This window comes from Streptomyces fulvoviolaceus, from assembly GCF_000718165.1.
Lineage (GTDB): Bacteria > Actinomycetota > Actinomycetes > Streptomycetales > Streptomycetaceae > Streptomyces > Streptomyces fulvoviolaceus.
Genome location: NZ_JOEY01000007.1, coordinates 208,460 through 222,248, shown reverse-complemented (window position 1 = coordinate 222,248; position 13,789 = coordinate 208,460). Strand labels below are relative to the sequence as shown.

15 protein-coding genes are annotated in these 13,789 nt (G+C 72.4%); 5 read left to right on the top strand and 10 right to left on the bottom strand.

From position 1 onward, the window contains the following. Nucleotides 1–2: 2 nt before the first annotated feature. On the top strand, nucleotides 3–629 hold the full coding sequence (locus IG08_RS0109595) for a DUF6461 domain-containing protein (protein ID WP_030598840.1): 627 nt from the start codon (nucleotides 3–5) through the stop codon (nucleotides 627–629). Here IG08_RS0109595 and IG08_RS0109590 read toward each other — a convergent pair. Further along, complete coding sequence (locus IG08_RS0109590; protein WP_052424566.1) at nucleotides 614–3,127, bottom strand: ATP-binding protein; 2,514 nt, start codon at nucleotides 3,125–3,127, stop codon at nucleotides 614–616. The two genes, IG08_RS0109595 and IG08_RS0109590, sit on opposite strands and share 16 nt — an antisense overlap. Before the next feature lie 188 nt (nucleotides 3,128–3,315). Here IG08_RS0109590 and IG08_RS0109585 point away from each other — a divergent pair, with 188 nt between their 5' ends. From IG08_RS0109585 to IG08_RS0109575, 3 genes are read left to right on the top strand one after another with little or no spacing between them, the layout of a single operon-like run. Then, nucleotides 3,316–3,798, top strand: coding sequence for a hypothetical protein (locus tag IG08_RS0109585; protein WP_030598833.1), 483 nt, complete (start codon nucleotides 3,316–3,318; stop codon nucleotides 3,796–3,798). A 60-nt stretch (nucleotides 3,799–3,858) separates the two neighbouring features. Next, the gene (locus IG08_RS0109580; RefSeq protein WP_199820835.1) at nucleotides 3,859–4,371 is read left to right on the top strand and encodes a hypothetical protein; all 513 of its coding nucleotides are present in this window, start codon (nucleotides 3,859–3,861) and stop codon (nucleotides 4,369–4,371) included. Next, nucleotides 4,358–4,831, top strand: coding sequence for a pyridoxamine 5'-phosphate oxidase family protein (locus IG08_RS0109575; protein WP_052424565.1), 474 nt, complete (start codon nucleotides 4,358–4,360; stop codon nucleotides 4,829–4,831). The genes IG08_RS0109580 and IG08_RS0109575 overlap by 14 nt, the downstream gene beginning before the upstream one ends. Here IG08_RS0109575 and IG08_RS61205 read toward each other — a convergent pair. Both IG08_RS61205 and IG08_RS61200 read right to left on the bottom strand, forming a co-directional pair. Then, the gene (locus tag IG08_RS61205) at nucleotides 4,812–5,444 is read right to left on the bottom strand and encodes a Fic family protein (RefSeq protein WP_052424564.1); all 633 of its coding nucleotides are present in this window, start codon (nucleotides 5,442–5,444) and stop codon (nucleotides 4,812–4,814) included. The genes IG08_RS0109575 and IG08_RS61205 overlap by 20 nt on opposite strands. After that, nucleotides 5,441–6,247 carry a hypothetical protein gene (locus tag IG08_RS61200; protein WP_052424563.1) on the bottom strand — a complete coding sequence of 269 codons (807 nt, stop codon included), beginning with the start codon at nucleotides 6,245–6,247 and terminating at the stop codon, nucleotides 5,441–5,443. The genes IG08_RS61205 and IG08_RS61200 overlap by 4 nt, the downstream gene beginning before the upstream one ends. Before the next feature lie 68 nt (nucleotides 6,248–6,315). Between IG08_RS61200 and IG08_RS0109560 the strand changes: the two genes are divergently transcribed. Then, entirely contained in the window at nucleotides 6,316–6,645 is a 330-nt protein-coding gene (locus IG08_RS0109560; RefSeq protein ID WP_030598814.1) for a hypothetical protein, read from the top strand. 14 nt (nucleotides 6,646–6,659) lie between these two features. On the opposite strand, the gene IG08_RS0109555 is transcribed toward IG08_RS0109560, so the two are convergent. The 7 genes from IG08_RS0109555 to IG08_RS0109525 all read right to left on the bottom strand — a co-directional run bounded on the left by IG08_RS0109555 (nucleotide 6,660) and on the right by IG08_RS0109525 (nucleotide 13,785). Continuing rightward, nucleotides 6,660–7,346, bottom strand: a complete 687-nt coding sequence (locus IG08_RS0109555; RefSeq protein ID WP_030598812.1) for a YoaK family protein — start codon at nucleotides 7,344–7,346, stop codon at nucleotides 6,660–6,662. Nucleotides 7,347–7,487: 141 nt separating this feature from the next. After that, nucleotides 7,488–7,907 carry an aggregation-promoting factor C-terminal-like domain-containing protein gene (locus IG08_RS0109550; RefSeq protein ID WP_030598809.1) on the bottom strand — a complete coding sequence of 140 codons (420 nt, stop codon included), beginning with the start codon at nucleotides 7,905–7,907 and terminating at the stop codon, nucleotides 7,488–7,490. Nucleotides 7,908–8,192: 285 nt separating this feature from the next. Continuing rightward, the gene (locus tag IG08_RS0109545; protein WP_030598808.1) at nucleotides 8,193–9,014 is read right to left on the bottom strand and encodes an ECF transporter S component family protein; all 822 of its coding nucleotides are present in this window, start codon (nucleotides 9,012–9,014) and stop codon (nucleotides 8,193–8,195) included. Next, nucleotides 9,011–10,780: an ABC transporter ATP-binding protein gene (locus IG08_RS0109540; RefSeq protein ID WP_030598806.1), complete on the bottom strand. Its 1,770-nt coding sequence runs from the start codon at nucleotides 10,778–10,780 to the stop codon at nucleotides 9,011–9,013. Before IG08_RS0109540 ends, IG08_RS0109545 begins: the two co-directional genes overlap by 4 nt. Next, entirely contained in the window at nucleotides 10,777–11,946 is a 1,170-nt protein-coding gene (locus IG08_RS0109535; protein WP_078655510.1) for an energy-coupling factor transporter transmembrane component T, read from the bottom strand. Before IG08_RS0109535 ends, IG08_RS0109540 begins: the two co-directional genes overlap by 4 nt. After that, the gene (locus IG08_RS0109530; protein WP_030598801.1) at nucleotides 11,939–12,577 is read right to left on the bottom strand and encodes an SCO2322 family protein; all 639 of its coding nucleotides are present in this window, start codon (nucleotides 12,575–12,577) and stop codon (nucleotides 11,939–11,941) included. The genes IG08_RS0109535 and IG08_RS0109530 overlap by 8 nt, the downstream gene beginning before the upstream one ends. Next, nucleotides 12,574–13,785 carry a prenyltransferase/squalene oxidase repeat-containing protein gene (locus IG08_RS0109525; RefSeq protein WP_030598800.1) on the bottom strand — a complete coding sequence of 404 codons (1,212 nt, stop codon included), beginning with the start codon at nucleotides 13,783–13,785 and terminating at the stop codon, nucleotides 12,574–12,576. The genes IG08_RS0109530 and IG08_RS0109525 overlap by 4 nt, the downstream gene beginning before the upstream one ends. Nucleotides 13,786–13,789 lie beyond the last annotated feature (4 nt).

Below are 13,789 nucleotides of genomic sequence, written 5' to 3'. Positions count from 1 at the left end.
GCATGACCGACGGACTTCGGTGGGTGTTCGAGGCATACCCCTTCGGCTGCAGCCTGCTCTTCTGCGAAGGTCTCACGCCGGAGGAGGTGCTCGTGCGACTCGGCGCCCGGCGCGAGTCCGTCTGCCCGCTGACCCGGACCGAGGCCCAGGTGGTCGAGGTCCGCAACGCGGCGGACGAGCCCTTCGACCTCGACCACCTGGAAGACCTGGACGTGGCGGCGGTGGAGGAGCTGGGGTTCCTGCGGCGCGAGACCGACGCCGTCGTCCGGGCCGGGGCGATCCAGGGGTGGTCCTTCGCGATCCAGGCCTCCACCTCGTACGTCTCCGCCCGGAACTACCTTTTCGACCTCTCGCGGGGCACGCGTGTCGTCGTCGCCGGCATGGACGTCAACGCCACGCAGCGGGTGGCGTACGCGGTCGACGGGCAGGTCCTGTCCGCCTTCGACCCCGGCATTCCCGTGTACGACGACGGCACCGACCCTCCGGCACTGGGCTGGCCCTCCGACGGTGAGGGAATGACCCCGCTTCAGGTGCTGGGGCAGCTGGAGACGCGGTTCGGGCTGTGGGTGCCCAAGGACTCGGAGGGCGAGCGGCTGCCGGCGGCCGCCTTTTCTCAGCGCGGGACCTGAGCGTCTCGCGGGACCTGAGCGTCCAGGTCGCGGAGTCGGGCCCGGAGAGTGGCCGTGGTGACCTGTGGGTCCCAGGTGCGGTCGTGGCCGTGGGCGGTGAGGATGTCCAGGGCGTCCTGCCAGTGGCGAGATGCGTGGTCGGGCCGGCCGAGGGCGTGGTGGGCGTGGGCCAGGCCGTCGTGGGCGCGGGCCCGGTCGGCGGGATGGCCGAGTTCGGTGGCCAGGGAGAGTGCGGTGCGGTGGCAGGCGAGGGCCTCCTGGTGGCGGCCGAGGGCCTGGTGGGACCGGCCCAGTCCGTCACTGGCCTCGATCTCGCCGCTGCGGTCACCGATGGTCCGGGCGATGTGCCACGCCTGCTCGTAGTGCGCCATCGCCTCCTTGTGGAGGCCTTGGGCCCGGCAGACGTCTCCCAGGCCGGCCCGTACGTACAGTTCGCCGCTGCGGTCACCCGCTGTGCAGGCGAGGTCGAGCGCCTGGCGAAGACAGTGCTCGGCCTCCTCGTACCGGCCGAGGGCCCGGTGGACATGACCGACACCGGCCAGGGCGAACAACTCGCCGGCGCGGTTCCCGGTGGCGCGCGCGAGGTCGAGCCCCCGCCCGTAGGAATCGCCGGACTCCGCGTAGTGGCCGCGTGCGCGATGGACGTAGCCGAAGCCGAACAGCGCGGACAGTTCGCCGGCACGGTCGCCCGAGGTGCGCGCGAGATCCAGCCCGCGCCGGAAACAGCGCAGGGCCTGCTCGTACCGGCCGATCATGTAGTGGATCTCGCCGAGGCGGTTCAACGCGTCCCGTTCGCCGGTGGGGTTGCTCGTGGTCGAGGCGACGTGGACGGCGCGTTGGTGGAGGGTGACGGTGTCCTCGTAGCGGCCGCGGGCGCGCAGGTGGCGGTGCAGGGTGGCGGACTGGTGCAGCGTGTGGTGTGGCCTGCGGTGAGCGGTCGCGGCGAGCAGGTTGTCCAGTTCGGTGTCCAGCCAGGTCTCCGCCTGTCCGGGATCCGCGAAGTAGGGGGTGGGCGTGGTGGCCGTCGGGGTGCCGGGGCGCTCGTCCGTCTCGTACGGGTACACGGCGTTCATCGCGACCGACGAGGTGTGGGCGTAGTGGCCGAGCAGGCGGTCGAGGGTGGCGTGGCGCTCCGGCTCGGTGTCCTCGGCGGTGGCTGTGGTTCTGGCGTGCGCGCGGACGAGATCGTGGAAGCGGTAGCGGCCCGGGGCCGGTTCGGTGAGCAGGTGGGAGTCGACGAGGTCGTCGAGCAGCCGGACGGTCTGCGCCACGGAGCCGGTGTCGGCGAGGGCCGTGGCCGCGAAGGCGTCGACATCGATGCCGGGGTGCAGGCTCAACAGCCGGTAGACGCGCCGCTGTTCGGGTGTGAGATGCCGGTAGGACAGATCGAGGGCCGCGTTCACACTGCGCCGGCCGTCTCGCGGTTCCGTCAGCCGGTAGTGGTGGCCGGCCAGCCGCTCGGCCAGATCGGCCAGGGTCCAGGCGGGTCGGGAGTTCAGCCGGGCGGCGGCGATGCGCAGGGCCAGCGGGAGCCGTCCGCACAACTCGACCACCTCCGCCAGGCGTTCGGACGCTTCGGCGGCCAGGCGTGTGGCATCGAGGGGATGGGTGAACAGGGTGATCGCATCGGAGGGCGGGAGGACATCCAGGGACACGTGCCGGGCGTCGGTGATGCCGATGAGGCGTCGACGGCTGGTGATCAGGACCGAACAGCCCGGTGCGGCCGGGATCAATGGGGTGATCTGGGACTCCCGGTCGGCGTCGTCCAGCACGATCAGCATGCGTCTGCCGGTGAGCCGGGTGCGGTAGAGGGCGGAGCGCTCGTCCAGCCCGGGCGGGATCCGTTCGCTCGCGATCCCGAGGGCGCGCAGCATGGCCTCCAGCGCGATGGCGGGGTCCATCGGCTCGACGTCGTCCGTGTGCCCGTGCAGATCGACGAACAGCTGGCCGTCGGGAAAGGCGGGGGCGAGTCGGTGGGCGGCGTGCACGGCGAGCGCGGTCTTGCCGACGCCCGCCATTCCGTCGAGCGCGTGGAGCGTCAGGGCCGCCGGATCCCGGTCGGGCACGGGGGAGAGAATCCGGGCGAGTTCGGTCTGGCGGCCCGTGAAAGCCGGGGAATCCGAGGGGAGTTGAGCGGGAACGACGGGAAAACCGGCTGGGGGGAGGCCCGCGGGAGGTGAGGGCGTGCTCGGCGAGGGGGGACGGTGGGTCGTGCGTTCCTCGCTGATCCGCCGGTGAGCCTCCAGCCAGTCGCGGTGCTCCTGCCCCGAGCGCCCGCAGGCTCGTACGAAGGCCGACACGAGCTCCGCCCGGGGCAGCGACCAGCGCGTCAGCGCACCGGCCAGGGTGCTGCGCGACAGCACGTCACCGTGAGCGGCCGCACGTTCCTCCAGCTGCCGGTAGGTCAGCCCCGTTGCTTCCTTCAGGTGCCGCAGCGACGCGACGAACGTGGCGGCATCGTGTGCCCCGTGAGGGGCGAACTCCCCCAGGTCCCCCATGGGGGTCATTCTCGCCAGGGCGGTGTTCCCTGGCAGTGCGGAATCCGGACATCAATCCGGACGCGTCGGTGACCAGGAGGAACAAGGGGCGCTCTGTCCGGGACAGCCCCCTGAGGTTGTCCCGGCCCACTTCGGCTCCACAGACTCCTTGCTCGACCACTCCGTCGGCCGAGGGGGAAGAACCGCTCGTGAAGAACCTGCTTCGCAGAACATGTCTCGCCCTGACCCTGGGTCTGGGCGTGTCGCTCGCCGCGCCGGGCCTCTCGACCGCCGCGCAGGACGCCTCCGGGTCCGAGACGGGCGCGGCCGCCTGCCCGGTGTCGGGGCAACGGGTCAAGACGGCGACCAGCAGCGCCGTCTTCCTCGTCGGACCGTCCAACCGCCTGTACTGGATCACCAACGAGGCGACCTATTTCCGACTGTGGGACAGCTGGAACGGTATCGCCACCGTCCCCGACAGCGCCCTCTCGTGCTGGGAGGACTCCTATCCGCTGACCTACTCGCTCCTCGCCAAGACGAGCACCAGTCCCCGGGTCTACATCTGGGACGACTCGTACGACGACTACCGCTGGATCACCAGTGAGGCCGTCTTCAACAAGTACGGCTTCTCCTGGTCGAAGATCATCACGTCGTCGTCGGTGCCCGCCTACGGCCCGAACTGGTCGAGCTGAGCGCACGCGGGGCCGGGACGCCGATGAGTTTCTCCTGTCGTCGCCGTCATCACTACCGTCATGCGGCTGTACGAGGTGGAGGTGTCCGTCATGGACGGAGCGGCACGGCAGGAAGCTCTGGGGCGGTTGGACGTCCTGGTCGGGGAGTGGGTGGTGGAGGCCGGGCTTCCCGGTGTGGACGTGCCTGCGGGACGCAGTGTGTTCGAGTGGGCCCTGGACGGGAGTTTCCTGGTTCAGCGCAACGAGGTGCCGGTTCCCGAGGCCCCGGACAGCATGGCGATCATCGCCGTGGACCCGGAGACGGGCGCGTACACGCAGCACTACTTCGACTCGCGGGGCGTCGTACGGGTGTACGCGATGACCTTCGCCGACGGGGTGTGGGAGCTGCTGCGGGAGGAGGCGGACTTCTCGCCGCTGTCGTTCCGGCAGCGGTTCACGGGGCGGGTGAGTGCGGACGGCGACACCATCCGGGGCGGCTGGGAGCTGGCGAAGGACGGGGCGGCCGCGTGGGAGAAGGACTTCGAGCTGACGTATCGCAGGAAGCACTCAGGGGGCACTGATGAAACCCGGTGAGATCGCGTGGGACATCGTGGAGGCGAGCCGGTACCTGGTGCTCTCCACCGCCGACCGGGACGGACGGCCGTGGGGGTCCCCGGTGTACTTCGCGCATGCCGACTGCCGTGAGTTCTTCTGGGTGTCCTCGCCGGAGGCGACTCACTCGCGGAACATCGCGGTGCGGCCCGAGGTGGGGATCGTCGTCTTCGACTCGGCGGTGGAGATCGGTACCGGGCAGGGGGTGTACATGGCCGCTGTGGCCGAGGCGGTGGCGGACGGGGCGGAGGCCGAGCGGGGGCTCGACGTCTTCTCCCGCCGCTCGGTCCGGCACGGCGGCCGCGTCTGGACGGCCGACGATGTTCGGGGCGACAGCGGTATCAGGCTGTACCGCGCGGTGGCCGAGGACCACTCGATGCTGGCCAAGGACGGGCAACCGGATCACCGGGTCCCGGTCGACCTCACCGGCCGGCGCGTCTGACGGTGCCCGTGATGAGTACGGCCAGCATGTCGGCCAGCGCGAGCGCTCCCTCGGGGTCGTCGGCGCGGCGCTGTACGCGTCGTACGGGGGCGACCTGGTCGAGGGTGACTCCGGCGCGGGCCAGGACGAAGGTCAGGGTCAGGAAGGCGGAGCGGGCGTTGCCGTCGGCGAAGGGGTGGAAGAAGCAGACGTCGAGGTGGGCGCGGGCGGCCCGGGCGGTGAGGGGGAGGGCGGGGTCCTCGGCCTCGGCCAGGCAGGCGTCGAGGCGGGCGGGGAGGTCCGGGGCGGTGCCGTAGCGCTCGCGGCCTTGCTTGGCGTAGGCAGGGTGGCGGCGGCAGGGGGCGTCCTGCACGCCCAGGACGTGACGCTGCCAGGTGCTGAGCAGGGCGAAGGTCAGCGGGGTGCCGGATGCGGCGTCGGTGCGGGCCCGGGCGAGGGCCGCGAGGAGGCCTTCGGCTCGCTGGGGGGAGCGGGCGTGGTCGCGGGTGCGGATGTCGTGGGCGGCACCGTCCCGGACGGGGCGGCCCACGGGGAGGGGGACCGTGCGGGCCCGGTGCCAGGGCACCGTGGCCCGCACGGTGAGCCACGTCCGCAGATGGTCCGGGGCGGTCACTCGTCGACGTACGACTGGACGTGGGCGGAGGTGTACCGGTAGCCGTCGATGTCGACCGGGGGCTCCGCGTCCGTCTCCAGCGAGGCGGCCAGCTGCTCCGCCACGTCGTTCACCAGCTGCTCCTTCGGTGCGATCCAGCTCTCGAAACGGCCGCCGATCGCCTCCTCCACCAGGTCCCGAGCGGTCTGCGGGTCCACGTCCCAGCGGGTGAGGAACCAGGTCAGGACCTGTCGGCAGTGGGCGTACCAGGCGTCTCCGGAGCCGGTGCGGTCCAGGACCTGGAGGATCAGGTGGTGGGTGGCGTGTTCCCAGGCGTCCCGGCGGTCCTCCGCGGACAGGGCGCTCAGGGGGTGGCGGTCGAACCACCTGGACAGGTACTCCAGCCACTCCCGCCACTCGCGCAGGGAGGAGGCGACCCGTTCCAGGGTCTCCTCGGGGGTGGTCATCGAGTGCAGGGTGCAGCACCAGGCGCCGACCGGTCCGCCGCCGAGGTCCCCCTCGTCGTGCGCCCAGCACCAGCCGGTGCTCCAGTGGCCGTACCGCTCGACGAGTGCCCGGGTCATGGCCTTCCGCCAGTCCCAGCCCTCGCTGTAGGACCAGTCGCAGAGCTTGTAGTACTCCGCGAGGGCCTCGTCGCGGTCGGTCGTACGCTTTCGCGCCGGCGGTACCGGCACCCGGCTCGCCGGGCCCAGCGCCCGGACGGCATCGAGCGCGCCGGCGCTGTCGAAGGGGTGCAGCCGGGGGTCGACCTCGGGCCAGGTGAGGTCGTAGGGGAGCAGTTCCGGAAGCGATTCCTGAGGCATCGAACGAAGGTTCCATGACAGACTGCGCTGCCCTCAACCGAATTACCGGCCGGCCCAGGAGCGGAGCGATGGGTGTCGACGTGCTGCTGATGCGGGTCCATCAGCCCGGAACGAGCCCCAGGCGGCGCCGACTTACGGAGGTGGCCGCCTTCGTGGACGACACGGACGCCTTCGCCCGCCTGTGCACGGGCAGCGGCCTGCCGATGCTGGGCCGCGTCGACCCGTACGGATCCCTGAGGCTGACGTCGGTGGAGATGGACCAGCTGACCGGCGAACTCGGTGTCCTTCAGGGGCGCGTCACCGACGCCACGGACCGGCGGATCCTCGCGGAGGTCTCGGAGCTCGGCCTCAGGTGTGCGGCGAACGGGTCAACGGAGCTGTATTTCGAGGGGGATTGAGGGGAGCCGGGTGACTACTCCCGTCCGGACGCCACGACTGCCAGTACTCCCACCAGCGCCGCCGCGACCAGCAGCGGAATGGCCAGCCCGTGATGGAGCACCAGCCATGCCCCGAGCACGGCACCCGCGACCATCGCCACGACGGACGCCGTACGCCGCGGAGAACGCGTCCCCGGGCCCCCGCCCGCGCGGGAGTCCGAGGCGAGGCCCGTCAGGGTCATGGTGAGGACGGTGGTCGTGAGGTCGGGGATGCCGAGTTTGCGGACCGTGGCGTTGCGCAGGCCCATCGCGAAGGCCGTGACGGCGATGAGGGTGTAGACGGTGGCCGTGGCGTCGGGGGCGGCGAAGGCCACGACGGCGCAGGCGCCCACGAGGACCGCCTCGGCGGCGAGCGTGAGCCGGGCCCACGTCCGGCGCGAGCCCCCGCCGAGCCGTACGGCGACCCGTCCGCCCGCCGCCGCGCCCACGACGAAGGAGCCCAGCGAGGTCAGCGTGTGCGCTACCGAGAAGCCCGGCGCCCCGGCCGCGGCGAAGCCGAGGACCACTACGTTGCCGGTCATGTTCGCCGTGAAGACGTGCTCGAGGCCGAGATAGCTCACCGCGTCGATCAGCCCGCTCACCACGGTCAGCCCCAGCAGGACCGCCACCAGCCGCAGCCCGCGGTCCTCCCGGGACCTCGCCTGCGTGCTCTCCGTACTCATGCGGCCTCCGGTCGGCGGGACGGGCGCGGGTGTGGATGAGGATGCGCCCAAGTCCATCACGGCCGGCTCCGGGTACGACGAAGGCGGCGGCCCCCGTCATCGGGGACCGCCGCCTTCGCGTCAGCGTGTGCGGGGCCGGGCTCAGTACCAGCCGTTGGCCTGCCAGAACGCCCACGCGGCCGTCGGGCTGCCGTAGCGGTCGTTCATGTAGTCCAGACCCCACTCGATCTGGGTCTTGGCGTTGGTCTTCCAGTCGGAGCCGGCGGCGGCCATCTTGGAGCCGGGGAGAGCCTGGACCAGGCCGTAGGCGCCGGAGGAGGCGTTGGTGGCGTCGACGTCCCAGCCGCTCTCGTGCTCGACGATCTTGCTGAAGGCGTTGTACTGAGCGGTGTTCGGGATCATCTGCTTCGCGATGGCCTTGGCCTCGGCGACGGAGTTGGTGGTGGCCGCCTGAGCGGGCGCCGCGGTCAGGACCAGGCCGGCGGTGGCGGCAGCCATCGCGACGGTGGTGATGGCCTTCTTCGGGGAAGAGATGCGGCGGACGATGCGGGAGACGGACACGGAGAACCTTTTCTTCGGGGACGGGGGCGTCGCCTGCAGACCCGGGGGGCATGCGTCGGCGCCGAGGCCCGTGGGCTTGTCGGCGCCGTGCGACGTTGTCCAGAGAAACAGGCTCGACAGGTGTCCGCAATGACCCCCTTTACTAGTTGTGGTCGAATCGAGGGGAAAGGTCGCTTCTGTGACCTGGCTCTCAAAGTGCAGGTCAGAGGGGGTGGAGTGTGGGCCTTATGTCTGAAATGTTCCTACTGTTCCGCTTAGTAGGTGACATGGGCCATGTGGGCCGGTTCACCGTGTGGGCGCCTCGAAAGTGACCTGGGTCTCGAAGGCCGCCCGCCGGGTCGCCCGCCGCAGCGCCCTGAGGATCGCCGGGCCGAGGAGGAAGGTCAGTGCGACGGTGCTCAGGGCCCGGCCCAGGTCCCAGCCCAGCGAGGTGGCCAGGCAGTAGACGACGAAGCGGGCCAGGTTGGCCGGGACCGAGCCGTCCGGGTCGAAGGCGATGTTCGAGGCGTTGCCGCCCATGAAGGGCCAGCCGGCGAGGTTGGTGAGCGCGCCGTAGGCGAAGGCGGCGAAGAAGCCGTAGCCGGAGAGGAGCGCCAGCTCCCCCCGGCCACGCAGCCGGTCCGGCCCCGGCAGCAGGCCCGCGCCCATCGCGAACCAGCCCATGGCCAGCATCTGGAACGGCATCCACGGCCCCACCCCGCCCGTGAGCAGCGCCGACGCGAACATCGACACCCCGCCGAGCACGAAGCCGAACCCCGGTCCGAGGACCCGGCCGCTCAGCACCATCAGGAAGAACATCGGCTCGATGCCGGCCGTCCCGGCGCCGATCGGCCGCAGCGCCGCTCCTGTCGCCGCCAGCACCCCGAGCATCGCCACCGCTTTCGGGCCGAGCCCCGATTCGGAGATCGTCGCCGCCACGACCGGGACGAGCAGGATCAGCAGCCCCGCGAACAGCCACGGGGCGTCCTGCGCGTGCGCGCTGACCTGGGAGTCGGGCGGCGCGAGGAAGGGCCAGCCGAGGGCGGCGACCCCTACGGCGCTGACCAGGGCGAGCGCGGCGATGGAGCGGGGGCCGAGGCGGATGGGTCGGGCCTGAGCGGTCTTCACGGCAGCGCCTTCCTCACCTGCGCCACCGTGAGCCACTTCTGCGGCGCCAGGATCTTCGTCACCTGCGGGGCGAAGGACGGGGAGGCCACGACCACGTCCGCCGTCGGGCCGTCGGCGATCACCTCGCCGTCGGCGAGGAGGACGACCCGGTGGGCGAGCTCGGCGGCCAGTTCCACGTCGTGCGTCGCCAGGACGATGGCGTGCCCCTCGGCGGCGAGGCCCCGCAGGACGGTGACCAGGCGGGCTTTCGCCGCGTAGTCCAGGCCGCGGGTCGGCTCGTCGAGGAGCAGGAGGGGAGGGCGGGCCGTCAGGACCACGGCCAGGGCGAGGGTGAGGCGCTGCCCCTCGGACAGGTCCCGGGGGTGGATCTCGTCGGTGATCCCGGGCAGCAGCTCCGAGACCAGGCCCCGGCAGGTGCCGGGCGCCGCGCCCGCGTCCCGGTCGGCGGCCTCGCACTCGCCGGCGACCGTGTCGGCGTACAGCAGATCGCGCGGCTCCTGCGGTACGAGACCCACGCGCCGTACGACCTCGCGGGGCGCCGTGCGATGCGGTGCGGCTCCGCCGACCGTCGCTGATCCGGCGGAGGGTGCGATCAGTCCGACCAGGGCCGCGAGCAGGGTGGACTTTCCGGCGCCGTTGCGGCCCATGAGGGCGATGGTTTCGCCGGGGGCGATGGTGAGGTCTGCGTGGCGTAGGGCCTGGACGCGGTCGCGGGTGACGGTGAGGGCGTGTACTTCGGCGGCGTAGGGGGAGGTCGGGGTGGCGGGGGTGGGCTTGCGCCGGAACCAGTGTGAACGGCTTCGGCCGGGCGACGGAGCGCCCAATAGCTCGGGAGTTGCGGGCTGTTGGCGGCTGCGGGCCGTTTGTGGCTGGTCGCGCCCCGCGGCGGAGCCGCTGATTGATACAGCCCCGCGCCCCTGGAGGGCGTCTGCCGCCGGCCTGTCGATCCGTTCCGCCAGTCGTTCGCGCAGCCCCGCCGCCCGCCGCCTTGCGTCCCGCACCGTCAGTGGCAGCGGGGACCAGCCGGCCAGCCGGCCCAGGCCCACCACCGGCGGGTACACCGGAGATACGGCCATGATCTCGGCCGGGGTGCCGAGGACCGGGGCCGCGCCGGGCGAGGGGAGGAGGGCGACCTGGTCGGCGTACTGGATGACGCGCTCCAGGCGGTGTTCGGCCATGAGGACCGTCGTGCCGAGGTCGTGGACGAGGCGCTGGAGGACCGCGAGGACCTCCTCCGCGGCCGCCGGGTCGAGCGCGGAGGTCGGCTCGTCGAGGACGAGGACCCGCGGGTGCGGGGTGAGGACCGAGCCGATCGCGACCCGTTGCTGCTGGCCGCCGGAGAGCGTGGCGATCGGGCGGGCGCGGAGGTCGGTGAGGCCGAGGAGGTCCAGGGTCTCCTCGACGCGGCGGCGCATCACGTCCGGGGCGAGGCCCAACGACTCCATTCCGTAGGCGAGTTCGTCCTCGACGGTGTCCGTGACGAAGTGGGAGAGCGGGTCCTGGCCCACCGTCCCCACCACGTCGGCGAGTTCGCGCGGCTTGTGCGTACGGGTGTCGCGGCCTGCCACCGTGACGCGGCCGCGCAGGGTGCCGCCGGTGAAGTGCGGCACGAGACCGCTCACCGCGCCGAGGACCGTGGACTTGCCGACCCCCGACGGGCCGACGAGCAGCACGAGTTCACCCTCCGGGACCTCGAAGTCCACGCCCTGGACGCTGGGTTGGGCGGCGCCGTCGTAGGTCACCGAGACGTTCTCGAAGCGGATCACGACGGCTCCTTGGGGGCGGGGGCGAGGAAGGCGGGCAGCAGGCCGAGGAGTACGGCGGCCGCGGGCCGGAGGGGGAGAGTTGGGGCGACGAGCGGGACGACTCCTGGGTGCAGGGCTTCGGGGTCGTACACGGAGGCGAGGGCCATGAGTACGGCGACCGCCGCGCCGGAACCCGCCACCAGCCAGGCCCGTACGCCCCAGCGGTCCGGGCGGTACCGGGTGCGCAGCGAACGGCGGCCGCCCAGGCGGAGTCCGGCCAGGGCGGCGGCGAGTCCGGCGAGGAGTACGGGGAGGCCGTAGGTGCCTCCCTCCGCCGTCAGTACTCCGTACGTTCCCGCGCAGACGCCGAGCAGGCCGCCGAGGGTGAGGGCGGCGGTCGTACGGCGGACGGGGGCGGGGACGTCGGCGGTACGGCCGTAACCGCGGGCGTCCATCGCTGCGGCGAGCGCGACGGAGCGTTCCAGCGCGCCCTCCAGGACCGGGAGGCCCACTTGCAGCAGACCGCGAACTCCGCTGTCCGGGCGGCCTCTCAGGCGGCGGGCGGCGCGCAGGCGGTGGACGTCGGCGATGAGATTCGGGGCGAAGGTGAGTGCCACCACCACCGCCACGCCCATCTCGTACAGGGCGCCCGGGAGGGACTTGAGGAGCCTTGCCGGGTTCGCGAGGGCGTTCGCCGCGCCTACGCAGATGAGGAGCGTGGCCAGCTTCAGGCCGTCGTAGAGCGCGAAGAGGAGACCCTCGGCCGTGACCTTTCCGCCCAGGCGGATGCCCTGCGCCCAGGGGGGGAGGGGGACTTCGGGGAGGGTGACGATCACGTGGGTGCCGGGAATGGGGGAACCGAGGGCGATGGCGAAGGCGAGGCGGATGAGGAGGACGGCGAGGGCGAGTTTGACGAAGGCGGAGTAGGAGCGGGACCAGGGGGTGTCGGGCCGGCAGGTGACTACGACGTAGGCGGAGGTGGCGATGAGGAGGGCGAGGAGGAGGGGGTTGGTGGTGCGGGTGGCCGCGGTGCCGAGGGAGAGGGACCAGAGCCACCAGGCGCCGGGGTGCAAGGGCGCGCGGGGTTGGCGTGGGCCCAGGGGCGCTTCGCCCGCCCGCCCTTGCGGGGTGGCGCTCTCTTCGGGGCGTGAGTCGTCCCGGCGGCACGACTGCCCGCAGCTACGCATTTCGGCGCCGCCGCGCCTGCCAAACGGCTGCCGCGCCCAGTGCTGCCACCGCCGCCGCCCCCGCGAGCAGCCCCACCGACGGGCCGCTGTCGTTCGTGTCCTTCGTCCCGGTGGCCGTCGGCTTCTTGCCTGCGGCCACCGGCTCGCCGCACCCCGTCCGCGGATACCCCGCGATCGCGCACAGTAGGGCGTTGGTGTCGTAGCGGAGGGGCTTTGCCACTGTCGCCAGGGCCTCCGCAGTAGTCGCGTCGTCGGCCACCACCGCGCACGCAGTGCGCCGCGCGGGCGGGGTCTCGCCGGACGGGGCATCGGGCGTCGTGCCGAAGTCGATGACCAACCCGACCCGCTTCCTGCCGTCCTGCGCGGGCGTCTTCGCGCAGATCGTCGTGAACGTCGCCGTGCCGCGTGGCTGTGTCGCGTCGCCGGAGTCCTCGCTGACCGCGAAGCGGAAGCCCTGGACGTCGCCGTCGGAGGGGCGGGTGATCGACGGGCCCTGGTTCGCGTAGGTCCACCGGTCGCCGTTCCGCTCCCAGAAGGACCAGTAGCGGTAACCGGCGGCCTGCGCCTGGCCCGCAGTGCCCGTCAGGACGAGCACGGCCAGGAGCAGCGAGGCGGCACGGCGGCGGATCACGGCTGCTGCTTCTTGTTGCGGCCGCTGATCAGGAAACCGACACCGATGCCGGCGACGAGGCCGACGCCGATGATGTACCAGACGTTGTTGCCGGAATCACCGGAGTCGTCGCTCTTCTCGGCGGCCGCCGTCTGCGGGGCCGGTCCCGTCGCGTTGAGCTGCGTCACGAGGTTCGCGCCGCCGAAGTCGCGGGGGTCGGTGCCCGTGGCGTGGGCTGCGAAGACCAGCTGGGCGTACGCGGCGGGGCCGCCCTTCTTCGCCCAGTCCGCGGAGTTCTGCTCCAGCCACTGCAGGGGCTTCTTCGCCTGCGCGGCCCCACCCTGGGCGGCGAGCGCGACGACGGCGTCGGCGGTGTTGCCGTAGTCGGGCTGGTCCGGGGCGCCGGCGAGGGGCGCGATCACGTAGCCGTCCTTCGCGACCGCCTTCGCCAGGTACGCGGCGCCGTTGGCGGCCGCCTGCTGCGGGGCCGGGTAGCCGCCGTCGGCGCAGGCCGCCGGTTCCGCCGTCTTGCCGGGCTTCACGACGAAGCCCTTGCCGAGCGCGCCGAGGACACCCGCCGCCGTCGCGTCCTCGTTCGCGTTGGTGGCCAGGTTTCCCTTCCCGTCCGGCTGGTAGGCGAAGGCGCCCGCGTCGTCGCCCTTGCACGGCAGGGTGAGCTTCAGCAGGGCGTCGTACGGGGACTGGCCGTCCGTCAGCACCTCCGCAGGCTTCTCCCCTACGGCGGTCAGCGCCCCGATGACGACGGACGTCGAGTTGGTGTCGCTGGCCCCGCCCGCGTTGTAGCCCCAGCCGCCGTCCTTGTTCTGCACGGACTTCAGCCAGGCCACCGCCTTGCCGGTCTCCGTGTCGTGACCGCCGAGCGCGGTGAGGGCCTGGACCGCGGCGCCCGTGCTGTTGGTGTCGACCATGAGCCTGGCGTCGCAGGCCCCCGAGGCATCGGCGCGGAAGGCGGCGAACGCCCCGTTCGCGCACTGCTGGCCGGTCAGCCAGTCCACCGCCTTCGCCGCCGGCTTCACACCCACGGTGTCCTGCGCGAGCAGCGCGAGCGACTGACGCCAGACGCCGTCGTACGTCGGGTCCGTGCTGCCGTACAGCCCGGAGGGGATCACCACGGAGGGCGACGGTGACGGACTGGCGGCGACGGCGGGTGCGGCCGCCCCGATCGCGGTGGCGGCGGCCAGGACCGCGGCGCTGCGGCGGACGTTCATGATC